Annotated in this window: 16 protein-coding genes and 1 pseudogene; 3 read left to right on the top strand and 14 right to left on the bottom strand. The window is 76.3% G+C overall.

Annotation, left to right across the window (positions count from 1 at the left end):
- Positions 1–25: 25 nt before the first annotated feature.
- Together ACI8AA_RS04550 and dxs are read right to left on the bottom strand one after the other, a co-directional pair.
- Complete coding sequence (locus ACI8AA_RS04550) at positions 26–331, bottom strand: thiamine-binding protein (RefSeq protein WP_457043329.1); 306 nt, start codon at positions 329–331, stop codon at positions 26–28.
- A gap of 52 nt (positions 332–383) precedes the next feature.
- The gene (gene dxs, locus ACI8AA_RS04545; protein WP_457043328.1) at positions 384–2,303 is read right to left on the bottom strand and encodes a 1-deoxy-D-xylulose-5-phosphate synthase; all 1,920 of its coding nucleotides are present in this window, start codon (positions 2,301–2,303) and stop codon (positions 384–386) included.
- A gap of 215 nt (positions 2,304–2,518) precedes the next feature.
- Between dxs and ACI8AA_RS04540 the strand changes: the two genes are divergently transcribed.
- Positions 2,519–3,703, top strand: coding sequence for an ROK family protein (locus tag ACI8AA_RS04540; RefSeq protein ID WP_457043327.1), 1,185 nt, complete (start codon positions 2,519–2,521; stop codon positions 3,701–3,703).
- Between the two features lie 43 nt (positions 3,704–3,746).
- Here the strand turns inward: ACI8AA_RS04540 and ACI8AA_RS04535 are convergent, their stop codons facing one another.
- From ACI8AA_RS04535 to ACI8AA_RS04515, 5 genes and pseudogenes are all read right to left on the bottom strand, one after another.
- Complete coding sequence (locus ACI8AA_RS04535) at positions 3,747–4,124, bottom strand: hypothetical protein (protein ID WP_457043326.1); 378 nt, start codon at positions 4,122–4,124, stop codon at positions 3,747–3,749.
- Positions 4,125–4,254: 130 nt separating this feature from the next.
- A complete protein-coding gene (locus ACI8AA_RS04530) occupies positions 4,255–4,482 on the bottom strand; it encodes a DUF4177 domain-containing protein (protein ID WP_456928655.1) in 228 nt (75 codons plus the stop codon).
- Positions 4,483–4,600: 118 nt separating this feature from the next.
- Positions 4,601–4,768 (bottom strand): annotated as a pseudogene (locus ACI8AA_RS04525) (histidine phosphatase family protein); the annotation flags it as partial.
- Between the two features lie 295 nt (positions 4,769–5,063).
- Positions 5,064–6,431, bottom strand: coding sequence for a class I SAM-dependent RNA methyltransferase (locus ACI8AA_RS04520; protein WP_457043325.1), 1,368 nt, complete (start codon positions 6,429–6,431; stop codon positions 5,064–5,066).
- Positions 6,424–8,469 carry an APC family permease gene (locus ACI8AA_RS04515; RefSeq protein ID WP_457043324.1) on the bottom strand — a complete coding sequence of 682 codons (2,046 nt, stop codon included), beginning with the start codon at positions 8,467–8,469 and terminating at the stop codon, positions 6,424–6,426. Before ACI8AA_RS04515 ends, ACI8AA_RS04520 begins: the two co-directional genes overlap by 8 nt.
- Positions 8,470–8,636: 167 nt before the next feature.
- On the opposite strand from ACI8AA_RS04515, the gene ACI8AA_RS04510 reads away from it, so the two are divergent.
- Together ACI8AA_RS04510 and ACI8AA_RS04505 are read left to right on the top strand one after the other, a co-directional pair.
- A complete protein-coding gene (locus tag ACI8AA_RS04510) occupies positions 8,637–9,302 on the top strand; it encodes a potassium channel family protein (protein ID WP_457043323.1) in 666 nt (221 codons plus the stop codon).
- Complete coding sequence (locus ACI8AA_RS04505; protein ID WP_387990860.1) at positions 9,302–9,967, top strand: potassium channel family protein; 666 nt, start codon at positions 9,302–9,304, stop codon at positions 9,965–9,967. Before ACI8AA_RS04510 ends, ACI8AA_RS04505 begins: the two co-directional genes overlap by 1 nt.
- Here the strand turns inward: ACI8AA_RS04505 and ACI8AA_RS04500 are convergent.
- From ACI8AA_RS04500 to ACI8AA_RS04470, 7 genes are read right to left on the bottom strand one after another with little or no spacing between them, the layout of a single operon-like run.
- Positions 9,964–10,884, bottom strand: a complete 921-nt coding sequence (locus ACI8AA_RS04500) for a DUF3159 domain-containing protein (RefSeq protein ID WP_457043322.1) — start codon at positions 10,882–10,884, stop codon at positions 9,964–9,966. The two genes, ACI8AA_RS04505 and ACI8AA_RS04500, sit on opposite strands and share 4 nt — an antisense overlap.
- On the bottom strand, positions 10,881–11,258 hold the full coding sequence (locus tag ACI8AA_RS04495; RefSeq protein WP_456928660.1) for an OB-fold nucleic acid binding domain-containing protein: 378 nt from the start codon (positions 11,256–11,258) through the stop codon (positions 10,881–10,883). The genes ACI8AA_RS04500 and ACI8AA_RS04495 overlap by 4 nt, the downstream gene beginning before the upstream one ends.
- On the bottom strand, positions 11,255–12,049 hold the full coding sequence (locus ACI8AA_RS04490) for an alpha/beta hydrolase family protein (protein WP_457043321.1): 795 nt from the start codon (positions 12,047–12,049) through the stop codon (positions 11,255–11,257). The genes ACI8AA_RS04495 and ACI8AA_RS04490 overlap by 4 nt, the downstream gene beginning before the upstream one ends.
- Positions 12,046–12,765, bottom strand: coding sequence for a DUF3710 domain-containing protein (locus ACI8AA_RS04485; protein WP_457043320.1), 720 nt, complete (start codon positions 12,763–12,765; stop codon positions 12,046–12,048). Before ACI8AA_RS04485 ends, ACI8AA_RS04490 begins: the two co-directional genes overlap by 4 nt.
- 1 nt (position 12,766) lies before the next feature.
- Positions 12,767–13,222: a dUTP diphosphatase gene (gene dut / locus ACI8AA_RS04480; protein WP_457043319.1), complete on the bottom strand. Its 456-nt coding sequence runs from the start codon at positions 13,220–13,222 to the stop codon at positions 12,767–12,769.
- 50 nt (positions 13,223–13,272) lie between these two features.
- The gene (locus ACI8AA_RS04475; protein ID WP_457043318.1) at positions 13,273–14,199 is read right to left on the bottom strand and encodes a hypothetical protein; all 927 of its coding nucleotides are present in this window, start codon (positions 14,197–14,199) and stop codon (positions 13,273–13,275) included.
- Between the two features lie 40 nt (positions 14,200–14,239).
- Positions 14,240–14,542, bottom strand: coding sequence for a DUF4193 domain-containing protein (locus ACI8AA_RS04470; protein WP_204693870.1), 303 nt, complete (start codon positions 14,540–14,542; stop codon positions 14,240–14,242).
- Positions 14,543–14,784: the final 242 nt, after the last annotated feature.

Here is a 14,784-nt window from a genome sequence, read left to right as displayed (position 1 = left end):
GCGGGGGCCCGGGCCGTTCGCCGTCTCAGCGGAACTTGCGGGTGAGGCTCTCGATCGTGCGGTCCACCGAGGCCACCTTCACGTGCGAGACGCCGCTGGTGGCACCTGCGGCGAGCATCGCCTCGTGCGCCGCCCGCAGGGTGGCCCACACGGTGTCGGCGTCACCCTCGAGCGTCGTCCCGAGGGCGCCGACCTCGTGCCGCAGCCCGGATGCCTGGATCACCCGGACGGCGGCCTCGACGAAGGCGTGCGGGTCCTCGGGCGTCCCCGCCGGCGTGGGCGCGACCTGGATCTCCGCGATGACCTGCACGAGCACTCCGTTCGACGGCATGCCGGCCCTCCTGCAGGGGCCCGCGCCGAGCGTGGGCGACAGGAGGGCCCTCCTACTGCTGGGCGCCGTCCACGGGCTCGGCGGCCGGCTGCTGCTCGGCCCGCTCGGCGAGCACCGCGGTCCACTCGGCGATCCGGCGGGCGACGTCCTGCTCGGTGAGGCCGCAGTCGGCCAGCACCTGGCCCCGGCTGCCGTGCTCGAGGAACGCCTGCGGCAGGCCCAGCGCGCGCACCGGGACGTCGTGCTGGCGGTCCTGCAGCGCCTGCGACAGCGTCGTCCCGACGCCGCCGGCCCGGCCGCCGTCCTCGACGGTGACGACCAGCCGGTGCGCGGCGGCCGTCTCGACGAGCTCGTCGGAGACGGGCAGCACCCAGCGCGGGTCGACGACGGTCACCTCGATGCCGTGGTCGGCGGCCCGCTCGGCGGCGGCCAGGCACATCGGCACCATGGAGCCGACGGCGACCAGCAGCACCTCCTCGCGCTCCCCGCGCCGCAGCACGTCGACCGGGCCGCGCCGCTCCAGCGCCGGGATGTCCAGCGGCGGCGGGCCCTTGGGGAAGCGGACGACGCTCGGCGCGTCGGTGATCGCGACCGCCTCGCGCAGGGCCTCGCGCAGGGTCGGCTCGTCGCGCGGCGCGGCCAGGTGCAGCCCCGGCACGACCGAGCAGATCGACATGTCCCACATGCCGTTGTGCGAGGCGCCGTCGGTGCCGGTGACCCCGGCGCGGTCGAGGACGAGGGTGACCGGCTGGCGGTGCAGCGCGACGTCCATGAGCAGCTGGTCGAAGGCCCGGTTGAGGAAGGTCGAGTAGACCGCGACGACCGGGTGCAGCCCGGCCATCGCCATGCCGGCCGCGCTGGTGAGCGCGTGCTGCTCGGCGATGCCGACGTCGTAGGTCCGCTCGGGGAAGCGCTCGGCGAAGGCGGCCAGGCCGGTCGGGTGCAGCATCGCCGCGGTGACGGCGACGACGTCGGCCCGCTCGGCGCCGATGCGCACCAGCTCGTCGGAGAACGCCGTCGTCCAGTCGCGGGCGACCGCGGGGCTGGTGCCGCTGTCGGGGTCGAAGACGCCGGTGGCGTGCCAGGCGTCGATCTGGTCGGTCTCGGCCGGCGGGTAGCCGAAGCCCTTGGTGGTGACCGCGTGCACGATCACCGGGCGGCCGAACGACCGCGCCCGGCGCAGCGCGGACTCCAGCACCTCGACGTCGTGGCCGTCGACCGGGCCGACGTACTTGAGGCCGAGGTCCTCGAACATGCCCTGCGGCGCCAGGACGTCCTTGACGCCCTTCTTCAGGCCGTGCAGCGCGTCGTAGAGGGCCGACCCGACGACCGGGGCCTTGTGCAGCGCCTGACGGATGGCCAGCAGCGCCTGCTCGTAGCCCGGACGCAGCCGCAGGGTCGCCAGCGCGTCGGCGACGCCGCCGATGGTCGGCGAGTAGGAGCGGCCGTTGTCGTTGACGACGATCACCACCGGCCGGTCCTGGGCGGCGGCGATGTTGTTCAGCGCCTCCCAGGCCATGCCGCCGGTCAGCGCACCGTCTCCGACGACGGCGACGACCGGGCGCTTGTCCCCGCGGACGGCGAAGGCCTTGGCCAGCCCGTCGGCGTAGGACAGCGCGGTCGAGGCGTGGCTGTTCTCGACCCAGTCGTGCTCGCTCTCGGTGCGGCTCGGGTAGCCCGACAGCCCGCCGCGCTGGCGCAGCCGGTCGAAGCCCTCGACCCGGCCGGTGAGCATCTTGTGCACGTAGGCCTGGTGGCCGGTGTCGAAGACGATCGGCTCGTGCGGGGACTCGAAGACCCGGTGCAGCGCGATGGTGAGCTCGACGGTGCCGAGGTTCGGCCCGAGGTGGCCGCCGGTGCGGGCGACGCTGGTGACCAGTGCGTCACGGATCTCCGCGGCCAGCGCGGGCAGCTGCTCGGGGGGCAGCGCCCGGAGGTCTGCGGGGTCGCGGAGCGAGCGCAGGAGCGACACGGGGAGGAGGTGTCCTCTCTGTCGGCGGCGGGGCACGGCCCTCCGACGGCCGCCGACCCACTGTAGTCGTGCAGGGGCGCAGACCTCCTGCTGAGCCGGGGCCGAGACGGGACGGTTCCGTCACTCCCGACGCGCCGTGTCCCGCTCACCTGGCGGATGCCCCTCCCTTCCGTCGGTGATTGACAGAACACGGGCGTGCTCGGACGATGCCCGCCATGGACCCCCACCCGTGGCTGCCCGACCTCTCGGGCCCCTCGCGGCGGTTGGTCGAGGCGCTGCGGATGAGCGGGCCCTCGACGCGGGCCCAGCTGGTGGAGCGGACCGGGCTGTCCCGCGCCACGGTCTCCGGCTACGTGGCCGACCTCGTCGACCGCGGGCTGGTGGCGCCCGGCGACGACGCGGGCGCGGTCGAGACCGGCGGCCGGCCGGCGCGGCTGGTGCACCTGACCCGCCGGGCCGGCGTCGTCGTCGGGGTCGACATCGGGCGCACCCACGTCCGGGTCGCGGTGGCCGACCTCTCGCACGAGATCGTCGGCGAGGAGACGACCACGCTGCCGGTCGCCGACCTGGACTCCGACGCGGTCCTCGACACCGTGGCCGGGCAGGTGCGGGCCGAGCTGCGGCGGGCCGGCGCCTGCACCGAGGACGTCGTCGGCGCGGTGGTCGGCCTGCCGACGCCGGTGGTCGGCCGGGCGGCGAGCGCGCGCGGCACGGTGGCGCGGTCCAACATCCTGCCGACGTGGTCGGGCCGGACGCCGGCGCCGGCGCTGCAGGAGCGGCTCGGTGTCCCGGTGATCGTGGAGAACGACGCGAACCTGGGCGCCGTCGCCGAGGTCCGCTGGGGCGCCGGCCGCGGCTCGCGCGCCACCCTCTACCTGAAGATGGCCACCGGCGTCGGCGGGGCGCTGGTCATCGACGGTGACCTGCTGCGCGGCGTCACCGGCACCGCCGGCGAGATGGGCCACGTCAGCCTGGACCCCGCCGGACCGCTGTGCCGCTGCGGCAACCGCGGCTGCCTCGAGCTCACCGCCGGCGGCACCGCCCTGCTGCGGGCCATCCAGACCGCCGCCCCGCACTACACCGACCTGCGGTCGCTGGTGGCCGGCGCCCAGGAGGGCGACCAGGCCTGCCGGCGGCTGATCGCCGACGCCGGGGCCTCGGTCGGCTTCGTCCTCGGCGGCCTGGTCAACGTGCTCAACCCCGACCGCATCGTCGTCGGGGGCGAGCTGGGCACCGCCGGCGACCTGCTCGTCGACCCGCTGCGGCGGGCGCTCGAGCAGTCCGCCATCCCCGCCGCGGCCGAGCAGCTGACCGTGGTCCCCGGCTCGCTCGGGGCCCGCGCGGAGGTGCTCGGCGCGCTGGCGGTCGCGCTCCGGGAGGCCGACCGGCTGACCGGCTAGGGCCCCGGGGGCCCGCGGACGACGACCGGGCCCCCGGGTGCCACTACAGGCGGGGGACCCAGACCTCGCCGCGCAGCGCCCCGGCGACCACCTCGACGCCGCGCGCCGCCGCGGCCAGCCGCGCGCCCTCCCGCTCGTAGGCGGTGACGGCGGCCTCGATGGCGTCCGGGGGCAGGTGGTCGGCCAGCTCGACGCGGACCGTGCGCCAGCCCGCCCGCGCCGCCTCGAGGCCGGCCGCGACGTGGTCGGCGGCGAACCGGGCGAGCAGCAGCGGGTAGCGGCGCAGCACCTCGTGGGCGCGGTAGTCGGGCGGCACGAGGTCGAACAGCCAGGCCACCGCGGTGTGCTCCCAGTCGGGGGCGCCCGGGGGCCGCACCTGCTCCGGCCAGCCCGGAGGGACGCTCGCACCCACGCCCGGCATCCTGCCGCAGGTCGAACACGTGTTCGACCGGAGGCGCGCCGTCGTCACCCGGTCGTGATCACCGACGGACCCGGCCCCCTGCAGGGTCCCGCCGCGAGCAGGCGAGTGGCGGGGGGCAGGGGGTCCTTCGTCAGTCCCTCTGGCGCTTGAGCCAGAACTGCTCGAAGCCCCAGGTGCCCGCGCCGCTGGAGTGGTAGCTGACCAGCTCCCACCCCTCGCCGCCGAGCCGGTTGAGCACCGAGCTGGTGTCCCCCTGCTGCCGCTCGAGTCCGCCGCCGGGGAGCTTGACGCTCACCCCCGCGCGCTGCGACTCGGCGTCGTTGGCCGTGATGACCGAGGCGTACTCCCAGGTGGTCACGGAGGACACGGTAGCGAGGCGTCGTCCGGCGGCCCCAGCCGCGCCCAGGGACCGGCGCCGTGGCCGGTCGTCGGGTCGTAGGAGAAGACGCTCCCTGCCCCGGCTGGTCCCTCCGTCGCCCGACGGGCACCCCGAGCACCCGGCACGGCAGCAGGGTGCCCACCCCTCCGTGGCAGACCACCGCGACGTCGCCGTCCGCTCCCGCCACCGCCCGCTCCACCGCGGCGACGACGCGGGCCTGCGCGTCGACCGCCCGCTCCCAGCCGCACGCTCTCGGTGGGCCGCGTGACGAAGGCGTCCGCCGTCGCCTCGAACTCCGCGGGCGGCAGGAAACCGGTGGCCGACCGGGTCGTTCTCCCCCAGGTCCGGGCCTTCCGCTCGGCGCTGGAGACGACCCGCGTCAGCCGGGGCACCCACGGCAGCGCCACCAGGTGCCGCAGCCGCGCGCGGCCCGCGTCGGACAGCCCCCGGTCAGGGACGGGTACCGCCGGGTCGACCCGGACCTCGGGATGGGTGACGACGTGGACGAGCACGCCGCGCTGCCTACCGCACCCCCGCCGGGCGCAGGGCGCCGCGCGTCCTCAGGTGGCGGGCACCAGCAGGGCGACGCACTCCACGTGCGCGGTCATCGGGAAGGCGTCGAAGGCGCGCAGCGCGGCCAGCCGGTACCCGGCGCCGGTGAAGGCGGCGACGTCGCGGCCCAGCGACGCCGGGTCGCAGGCGACGTAGACGACGGCGCGCGCCCCGGTGCCGGCCAGCACCCGGCTCACCGCGGCGCCGGCCCCGGCGCGCGGCGGGTCGAGCACCACGACGTCGGGCCCGCCGCCGAGCTCGTCCAGCAGCCCGGTGAGCTCCTCGGCGTCCACCTCGCCCTGCCACACCTCGGCCTGCGGCAGGTCGCCCAGGTTGACCTCCGCGGCGGCGCACGCGTCGGCGTCGGCCTCCACGCACACCACCCGGCCGGACTCCCCCACCCCGGGCGCCAGCGCGCCGCCGAACAGGCCGGCGCCGGCGTACAGGTCGAGCACCGTCTCCCCCGGCCGCACGCCGGCCAGCGCGGACACCGCGCCCACCAGCGCGTCGGCGGCCGACTCGTGCACCTGCCAGAAGCCGGTGCCCTCGACCTCCCAGTCCCGCCCGGCGGCGTGGCGCCCGGACCGCCCGGCCGGCTCGGCGGGGACGTCGTCGCCGGGCCGCAGCACCCGGGTCGACGTCGGCACGCCGCGGCGGTCCAGCCGCGTGGTGGTCACCGTGCCCGCCGAGTCGACGGCGACGTCCACCGCACCGGCGCCCGGCCAGCGCCGCGACAGCACCGCCCGCGCGGCCGGCTCCACGGTGATCGGGCAGTCGTCGAGGACGTGCACGTCGTGCGAGCGGTGCCGGCGCAGCCCGGGCACCCCGTCCCGGCCGACGGCGAACCGCGCCCGGGACCGCCAGCGCAGCGGCCCGCCGGGCAGCGCCTCGACGGCGAGACCGGCCAGCACCGGGTCGGCGGCGTCCACCCCGCCGAGGCGGGTGAGCTGCTCGCGGACGACGTCGGCCTTGAGCCGCCGCTGCCCCTCCCAGGACACGTGCTGCCAGTCGCAGCCGCCGCAGCGCCCCGGGCCGCTGTGCGGGCAGGGCCGCTCCACCCGGTCGGGCGCGGCCTCGAGCACCTCGACGGCGTCGGCGCGGCAGTAGCCGGGCTGGCGGTCCTCGGTGACCCGCGCGACCACCCGCTCGCCGGGCAGCGCGTGCCGTACGAACACGACCCGGCCCTCGTGCCGGGCCACGCAGTGCCCGCCGTGCGCGACCGGGCCGACGGTCACCTCGAACTCCCGGCCGGTCCAGCCGGCGCCCCGGTCGGGGCGGGGCGGCCGGGCGGACCGCCGGGAACCGTGCGGCCTGCCCGCAGGGTCCCGCGGCGAGCTCGCGCGCCGTGGGGGGCGGGGAGGTCCTTCCTCAGCCATAGGGCGTGGCCTCCACCTGGTCGTCGGTGAGGCCGCGGCGCAGGTCCCCGGGCATGGGGCCGGCGCGCCGGTCGTCCTCGTCGCCGCGGCCGATGGAGCTCTCCAGCTGCCACGGCACCGTGGTGATCATGACGCCGGGCTGGAACTGCAGCCGGGCGCGCAGCCGCAGCGCGCTCTGGTTGTGCAGCACGTTCTCCCACCAGTGGCCGACGACGTACTGCGGCACGAACACGATGACCAGCTCGCGCGGGCTGTCCCGGCGGATGCCCTTGACGTAGTCGACGACCGGCCGGGTGATCTCCCGGTACGGCGACTCCAGCACCGTCAGCGGGACCGGGACGTCGTAGCGCTCCCAGTCCGCCTGCAGCGAACGGGTGTCACCCGGGTCCACGTTGACCGTCAGCGCGGTCAGCACGTCGGGCCGGGTGGCGCGGGCGAAGGCCAGCGCCCGCAGCGTCGGCTTGTGCACCTTGGACACCAGCACGATCGCGTGCACCTTGCTCGGCAGCAGGCGGGCGTCGGTGTCGGGGATCAACTGCGCGGCCACGTGCGAGTAGTGCCGGTTGATCGACTTCATGAGCAGGAACAGCACCGGCATCACGAGGATGACCAGGTAGGCGCCGCGGGTGAACTTCGTGACCACGATGATCAGCAGGACGACGGTGGTGAGGCTCCCGCCGATGGTGTTGATCACCTGGGAGCGGCGCATCCGCCGCTTCTCGGCCGCGTCGTTGGACAGCCGGATCTCCCGGTTCCAGTGCCGCACCATGCCCCACTGGCCGATCGAGAAGCTGGTGAAGACCCCGACGATGTACATCTGGATCAGCCGGTTCGGGTCGGCCTCGAACGCGAGGATCAGCAGCACGGCGAAGCCTGCCAGCAGCAGGATGCCGTTGCTGTAGACGAGCTTGTCGCCGCGGGTGTGCAGCTGGCGGGGCAGGAAGCGGTCCTGCGCGAGCACCGAGCCCAGCAGCGGGAACCCGTTGAAGGCGGTGTTGGCGGCGAGGACGAGCACCAGCGCGGTGGCCGCCTGGATGTAGAAGAAGCCGACCGACTGGTCGCCGCCGAAGGTGGCCGCGGCGAGCTGGGCGATGACCGTGCGCTGGGGGTCGGTCTCGCAGTCGCCCGGGAAACCGACGAGGTCGCAGGTGTTCTCCGCGTAGCGGACGTCGCCGAACAGGGCGAGCGCGGTGACGCCGGCGAACATCGTCGCGGCGATCCCGCCCATGAGCGCGAGCGTCGTCGCGGCGTTCCTCGACTTCGGCGGGCGGAACGCGGGGACGCCGTTGGCGATGGCCTCGACCCCGGTCAGCGCGGTGCACCCGGAGGCGAAGGCGCGCAGCGCGAAGAACACCAGCGCGACGCCGCCCAGGTCGTCGTAGCCCGCCTCGGGCAGCACCGACCAGCCGGCGCTCTCGGCGATGACCGGGGAGTCGGTGAAGAAGTCCCGGATCAGCCCGGTGACGATCATGACCATGATCCCGGCGACGAACAGGTACGTCGGGACGGCGAAGGTCTTGCCCGACTCGCGCACCCCGCGCAGGTTGGTCGCCGCCAGCAGCGCGACCAGCCCGACGGCGATGAGCACGCGGTGCTCGTTGAGCGCGGGGAACGCGGAGATGATGTTGTCGGTGCCCGCCGACACGGAGACGGCCACGGTGAGCACGTAGTCGACCAGCAGCGCGCTGGCGACGGTGAGCCCGGCGAACTGGCCGTGGTTCTTCATCGCGACCTCGTAGTCGCCGCCGCCCGAGGGGTAGGCGTGGACCACCTGGCGGTAGGACAGCACGACGGTCGCCAGCAGCAGCACGACGACGACGGCCAGCCACGGCGCGAGGAACAGGAACGCGGTGCCGGCCAGCGTCAGGACGATCAGGATCTCCTGGGTGGCGTAGGCCACGGAGGAGAGCGGGTCGCTGGCGAAGATCGGCAGGGCCAGGGACTTCGGAAGCAGGGACTCCCCTGCGCGGTCGCTGCGGACCGGCCGGCCCACGACGAGCCGTTTGGGGAGTTGTCCGAGGTCGGACAGCTTGGGCACGGCGGCGATGGTACGGACGAGGGGGCACCCGGTGCCGTCCGCCGCGGGTGCCCCGCCCGGACGGGGCACGTGATCCCGGGCGCACCCCGGACCGCCCGCGGACGGGTGTAGCTTCGCGCCCTGGACCGCGGGCGGACGGCGCCCGTGCGAGGCATCAGGAGCGACACGTGCACGTGGTCGTCATGGGCTGCGGCCGTGTCGGCTCGGCCATCGCGCGACGGCTGGAGCAGATCGGCCACAGCGTCGCGGTGATCGACCAGGACCCGGAGGCCTTCCGCCGGCTCGGGCCCGAGTTCACCGGGCGGCAGGTGACCGGCCTGGGCTTCGACCGGCAGGTGCTGCTCGACGCCGGCATCGACTCCGCCGGCGCCTTCGCCGCGGTCAGCAGCGGCGACAACTCGAACATCATCAGCGCGCGCGTGGCGCGGGAGACCTTCGGCGTCCAGCACGTCGTCGCCCGGATCTACGACTCCAAGCGGGCCGAGGTGTTCGAGCGGATGGGCATCCCGAGCGTCGCGACCGTGCCGTGGACGGTGAACCGGCTGCTGCGCGAGCTGTTGTCGGTGAAGGTCAGCGAGATCTGGCGGGAGCCCACCGGCCGGGTGCTGCTGATGCGGGTGACCGTCACCGACGGCTGGGTGGGCCGCAAGCTCTCCGAGCTCGAGGTCGCCTCCGGCGCCCGGGCCGCCTGGCTGGTCCGCTTCGGGGAGGCGCAGCTGCCCACCGCGTCCACCGTGCTGCAGGACGGCGACCAGCTCGTCGTCGCGGCCACCGACGAGATCTCCGACCGCGTGCACCAGACGGTCGAGCACCCCGAGGGGGGCAGGGCCTGATGCGCGTGGCCATCGTGGGCGCCGGGGCGGTCGGCCGCTCCATCGCCGGGGAGCTGCTCAACAACGGGCACACCGTGATGCTCATCGAGAAGGACGGCCGCAAGGTCCGCACCCGCGCGGTGCCGGGCGCGGAGTGGGTCCAGGCCGACGCCTGCGAGGTCTCCTCGCTCGAGGAGGCCCAGCTGGCCACCTGCGACGTCGTCGTCGCGGCCACCGGCGACGACAAGGCCAACCTCGTCGTCTCGCTGCTGGCCAAGACCGAGTTCGCGGTCAACCGCGTCGTCGCCCGGGTCAAGGACCCGCGCAACGAGTGGCTCTACACCGAGGCGTGGGGCGTCGACGTCGCCGTCTCCACCCCGCGGGTGCTCGCCGCGCTGGTCGAGGAGGCGGTGACCGTCGGCGACGTCGTCCGGCTCATGAGCTTCCGCAAGGGCGCGGCCAACCTGGTCGAGATCACCCTCGCCGAGAACACCCCGTGGGCCGGCCGGCCGCTGCGCGAGGTGCCGCTGCCGCGCGAGACGGTGCTGACGGCGATGCTGCGCGGGGACCGGGTCATCACGCCCACCCCGGACGAGCCGCTCGAGGTCGGCGACGAGCTGCTGTTCGTCACCCACGCCGACGTCGAGGAGCAGCTGCAGCAGGTCCTCTCCCCGACTGCGCTCTAACCGGCCTCGTCCCGGGGCCCGCCCCGAGCCTGCGAAGGGTGGGGAGGACGAGGCCCTTCCACCGTCTCCACGCGGTGGCGGTGCAGGCGGGCGACGACCCAGAGCGTGAGCGCGAGGGCGGCCGCGGTCACCGGCAGCCCGAGGACGAGCGAGGCGACGCCGAGCAGGTCCTCCTCGTCGGCGAGGTAGAGCGGCGTCTGCACGGCGACGCGCAGCAGGAACGTCAGCGCCCAGACGACGGTCAGCCAGCCGTAGGCGCGCACCATCCGCGGGTCGTCGCGCCAGTGCCGCTCGGGCGCCGGGTCGACCGGGCGCCCCGTCTGCGCCGGCTCCGGCTCCGGTGGGGGCGGGGGCGGCTGGTGGTGCAGCCGGGCGCGGGCGCTGTCGACGCGGCGGCGCAGGCCGGGCAGCGAGTGCGCGGCCATCGACCCCAGGTGGCTCGGCGCGAGCCACTCGGCGACCACGCCGACGAGCGGCCAGCGCAGCGGCACCGAGGCGAGCAGCACCACGCCGATGACGGCGTTGCGGATGATGCCCGGCACGAAGTAGTTGCGGGCCTGCCCCGAGGCGGCGGCGATGGCGACCGCGATCGCGACGCCGAACAGGCCGCTGAACGCCTGCTGCACGCTCTCCCGGCGGACCAGCCGGAACACCAGGACCAGGACGGCGGCGCCGATCGCGGCCCAGATGCCGGTGCGCAGGTCGCCGATCGCGTTGGCCACGATGAAGGCCAGCGTGGGCAGGGTCGCGTCGACCATGCCGCGCCAGCCGCCGAGCTGCTCCAGCACCATGTGCCGGTCGAAGGTGACCCCTCGGCCCGTGTCCTCGGTCGTGGTGCCGTCCGCGTGCGTGGGCTCCTGGTGCGGTGCTGCTCCCCCGGGATCGCGCCGGCCGTCGTCGTCGGCCGCCGGGATCACCCCGCGCTCAGCTCGTACCAGGGGTTGTAGATGACCTTGCGGCCGTCGAAGTTGGCGAACCGGCCGCGGGCGGTCAGCGTCCGGCCGGGCTCGATGCCCGGGATGCGCCGGCGGCCCAGCCAGACCAGGGTGACCGAGCCGGAGCCGTCGAACAGCTCCGCCTCCAGGGTGGGGACCGTCTCGCGCGGGGTGTAGACGACCGACTTGAGCCGGCCGGTCACGGTCACCACCGCCCCCTTGCGGCAGGCGCTCACCGGCTCGCAGCCGGCGCGGTCGGACTCCTCGCGCAGCTCCTGCGCGTCGATGGTGGAGTCGTCGGCGGTCAGCCGCTGCAGGGTGCGCGCGAGCCAGCCGCCGGGACGGGTCTGTGTCACGGTTCCAGGGTAGTGCTGCCCACCCGGCCGGCGGTGTGTTCCCCCAGCCACGCGCGGACCACCGCCCAGGCCTCCCCCACCGGGTCGATGGGCACCCGGTGACCGCCCGGGACGGTGCGCACCGTCACCCGGTCGCCGGCGTCCGCGGCCGCCGCCGCGTACCGCCGCGACTGCTCGGGCGGCACGACGTCGTCGTCGGTGCCGTGCACGCACAGCACGTCGGCGCCGGTGGGCAGCAGCCCGACCGGGTCGGCGACCGCGTAGCGGCCGGGCACCTCCCCCGGCTCCCCGCCGAGGAACTCCTGGACGGCGCTGCGGCCCAGGCGCTGCTCCGCCGCCCGGCGCAGGTCCACGACGCCGGCCTGCAGGACCGCCGCGGTCACCCGCACCCGCGGGACGGCGCCGGGCGCGCCGCCCGGCAGCCGTCCCCGCCCGGCGGCCCACGCGGCCAGCTGCCCGCCGGCGGAGTGCCCGACGACGGTGAGCGAGCCGAGGTCCAGCCGGCCAGCGTCCGCGAGGTCCGGGAGGGCGTCGAGCGCCGCGGCGACGTCCTCCAGGGTGGCCGGCCACCCGCCGCAGCTGCCGACCCGCCGGTACTCCACGGCGACGGCGGCGTACCCGGCCGCGGCGAGGTCGGCGGCCAGCGGGCGGGCCAGCTCGACGCCGTACGCGGCCCGCCAGAACCCGCCGTGCAGCACGACGACCACGGGCGCCGGGTCCTGCCGGCCCGGCAGGGTCAGCTCGAGGAACTGGTCGGGGTGCGGGCCGTAGGCGACGACGGCGGGGGTCACGCGGTCGGCCGCGGCGGCGCCGGCGGGCGGCCCGGCTGCTGCCCGGCCTGCTGCTGGCGGGCCAGCTGCGCGGCGGCCTGCGGCGGGAGGGTGAGCGGCAGCTGCTCGCGCACCGGCATCGGCGAGGTGCCGCGGACCACGACGACCTGGCGGAAGACGTCCTCGAGCACCGCCGCCGCCTCGGGCGACTCGGCGGCCGGGCCGCTGATCATCCCGCGGAGGAACCAGCGGGGACCGTCGACGCCGAGGAAGCGCGCGGCCCGGCGGACCGGCTTCGGCGGGGGGCCGCCGGGCTGGGCCGGCGGGGTGACGACCACGGTGCCGGCCAGCTCGGGACCGAAGGGCCCCTCGGTCTCCTGCAGCCGCCCGCCCTGGCCGGAGGCGCTGCGGGCCAGCTCGGCGCGGACGTCGTCCCAGATGCCGGCGGCGCGGGGCGCGGCGAAGGCGGACAGCTGCAGCAGCGAGTCGCCGTAGCGCAGGGTCGCGCCGATCACCTTCTGCTGCTGGTTGAGGTCCACCCGCAGCTCGGTCCCGGGGACGGCGGGCAGCCGGAGCGAGCCGAGGTCGACGCGGGGCGCGCCGTCGTCGGGGGCGTCGGCCTCGTCGTAGGGGCCGGTGGTCTCCTCGACGTCGCGCTCGCGGTGCTGCGGCTCGGGCGGGACGCCGCGCTCGCGCAGGCTGCGGTCGATCCGGTTGCGCCGTCGTCCGAAGGGCATCTCAGGCCTCCTGTCCCGCGCCGGTGGACCCGTGGCCGCCCTCGCCGCGGACGCTCTCCGGCAGCGCGTCGACCGGCACGAAGCGGGCGGCGACGACCGGCTGCACGACCAGCTGCGCGACCCGGTCACCGCGGCGCAGCGTCAGCGGGGTGGACGGGTCGAGGTTGACGAGGTTCACCTTGATCTCGCCGCGGTAGCCGGCGTCGATGGTGCCGGGGGCGTTGACCAGGCTCAGGCCGTGCCGGGCGGCGAGGCCCGAGCGCGGGTGCACGAACCCGGCGTAGCCCTCGGGGATGGCCACGGCCACGCCGGTGCCCACGAGCGCGCGCTCGAACGGCGCCAGGTGCACGTCCTCGGTGATGGTGAGGTCGGCGCCCGCGTCGCCGGGCAGCGCGTAGCGCGGGGGTGTCGCCCCCGCCGCGGTCAGCCGGACGGGGACCTCGAGGGGGTCGGCCACGACGGCGACCCTAACCGCGCCGGGGCGGGGTCGGCGGACCGGCCGGGACCTCAGGCCGGACCGCGGCGCAGGTCGGCGCGGACCCGGCGGGCGAGGGTCTCGGTGGCCTTGAGGTTGCCGCGGCCGCCGAGCGCGGCGCCGACGAACAGCGGCGCGGCCGAGCCGAGGCCGCGGGCCATCCGGCGGGACAGCCGGCGGCGCAGGGCGCGGAACCCGGCGGTGCCGAGGACGACGCCCAGCCCCTCCCGCGCGCCGGTCTCGACGGCGCGCTGCTGGGTCCAGCTGGAGAGGTAGGCGGCGGCGCGCTCGGCGGCGGTGCCGCCGGCCGGCCGGCCGGAGAGCTCGTGCAGCTCGCCGAGGAGGACGACCTCGACGCCGGCGGTGAGCAGCGTCTCGGCGCCGAGCTCCAGCGGCAGCGCCACCAGCGACCCGGGCATGAACCAGTGGGCCGCGGCGAGCCCGCCGGTGGCCGCGCCGACCGCGGCGGTGAGCCGCGCCGAGCGGGTGACGAGGGCGTCGGCGATCTCCTCGTCCGACCTCCCCGGGTAGGCGGCGCGCAGCCGGGCGGCGTCGCGGATGGGCAGCCGGGGCGCGGCGGCGGCGAGCAGCTCACCGAGCACGCCGACCGGGCCCCGGCCCGCCTCGTCGTCGTCGGGCCCGCCGTTCCCGGGCGCCCCCGGGCGGCGGGCGGCGCCGGCCGCGGCGGCGCCCAGGGCGGTGATGACGTCGCGGAGGACGCCGGCGGCCGACCGCGGGGTGTCCGGCTGCCCGGGGGCGGGCGCGTCGTCGGCGCCCCCGCCGAGCAGCCGGGCGACGGCGTCGGCGACCGTGCGCGCCGCCCGTCCCAGGCCGGTGTCCTCGGACAGCCAGGCCGGACCGTCCCCCGAACGGTCCGGCCCCGGCCGGGGCGCGTCCTGCACGGGCCGGGGCGGCGGGACGTCGCGGGGCGCGCCGATGCGCTCCCTCGGGTCGGTCATCGCCTGCTCCCCCCGTGTCCGGCCGTCGCGGTGGTGCTGGTTATGCGGCGCAGTCGCGGCAGTACATCTGGTCGCCGCGGGTGGCGGCGAGCCGGCTGCGGTGCTGCACGAGGAAGCAGCGCGAGCAGGTGAACTCGTCCTCCTGCTTCGGCAGCACGCGGACGGTCAGCTCCTCGTTGGACAGGTCCGCGCCGGGCAGCTCGAGGCTCTCGTTGAAGTCGGTCTCGTCGACGTCGACCGAGGCCGACTGGGCCTCCGCCCGACGGGCCTTGAGCTCCTCGAGGGAGTCCTCGCCGAGCTCGTCGGCCTCGTTGCGGCGCGGGGCGTCGTAGTCGGTGGCCATGGGGTGTGCCCCTCCTCCGGGGTAGTTCGCGGACGCACGGGGCGCCCGCCTCGTCCGACGGCGGCGGGGTCCGCCGTCGGCCTGGCCGGCCGCCCGGGGGCGGCCGCTGGTCACGGGACCGGACCTGCGCCCGGCCGACCACGGGGTCGGCTCGGTGCGGGACCGGCAGCCCCCCAACGCCGTGCGACCCCGGTTTGTGCCCGCCTGTCCGCGCGGGACACACGGGGACGGACGACGGCCCG

The organism is Geodermatophilus sp. SYSU D01180, from assembly GCF_054050415.1.
This window is presented reverse-complemented; position numbering and strand designations above follow the sequence as displayed.